An 809-nucleotide genomic window follows, 5' to 3' on the forward strand; every position below is an offset into this window, starting at 1 on the left:
TCCTTCCTTGACGGTCGAGGCCTCGCCGAACGGGACCTGGGAGAAGGCCGGCAGGGCGCTCGAAAGCAGGATGGCGGCGGCGAGCAGGCGGATTACGGACAGCATCAGTACGCGAAGCCTCCCACCACGACGGAGTAGATGTCGTCCGGCGGAACCACCAGCGCGATCGCGAGGCGGATGCCGACGGCCAGAACCAGCAGTGCCAGGAGTGCGCGCAGCTGTTCGCCGCGCAGCTTCTGGCCGACCCGGACGCCGTACTGCGCCCCGATCACCCCCGCGACCATGAGGATGGTCGCGAGCACGATGTCGACGGAATAGTTGGTCGCCGCCTGGACCATGGTGGTGTAGGCCGTCACGAAGATGATCTGGAACAGCGAGGTCCCGACGACGACGTTGGTCGGGATGCGCAGGAGGTAGATCATCGCCGGCACCATGATGAAGCCGCCGCCGACGCCCATGATTGAGGTCAGCACGCCGATCGCGAATCCGAGCGCCAGCACGGGGATCGCGCTCAGATAGATCTTCGACTTCTTGAAACGCACCTTGAACGGCAGGCGATGCACCCAGATGTGCTGGCCCGGCCGTTTCGTCACCGGCGGCTCGTTGCGCGCGGTGCGCCGCATCGCCCGCACGCCCTCGTTGAGCATCAGCCCCCCGACGGTGCCGAGCAGGACCACGTAGAGGATCGAGACGAACAGGTCCAACTGGCCGAGCCGCCTCAGCCAGGAGAAGATCCAGATGCCGACCGTGGCGCCGACCAGGCCGCCGGCCAGCAGGACCGTACCGAGCTTCATGTCCAGCGTGCCGCG

1 protein-coding gene is annotated in these 809 nt (G+C 66.7%); it reads right to left on the bottom strand.

Annotation, left to right across the window (positions count from 1 at the left end; genetic code table 11):
* Nucleotides 1–104: 104 nt before the first annotated feature.
* On the bottom strand, nucleotides 105–809 hold a 705-nt coding region (locus RTCK_RS09525; RefSeq protein WP_185927972.1), incomplete at its 5' end, for a sulfite exporter TauE/SafE family protein.

This window comes from Pseudorhizobium endolithicum (genome assembly GCF_902153245.2).
Classification (GTDB): Bacteria; Pseudomonadota; Alphaproteobacteria; order Rhizobiales; family Rhizobiaceae; genus Neorhizobium; species Neorhizobium endolithicum.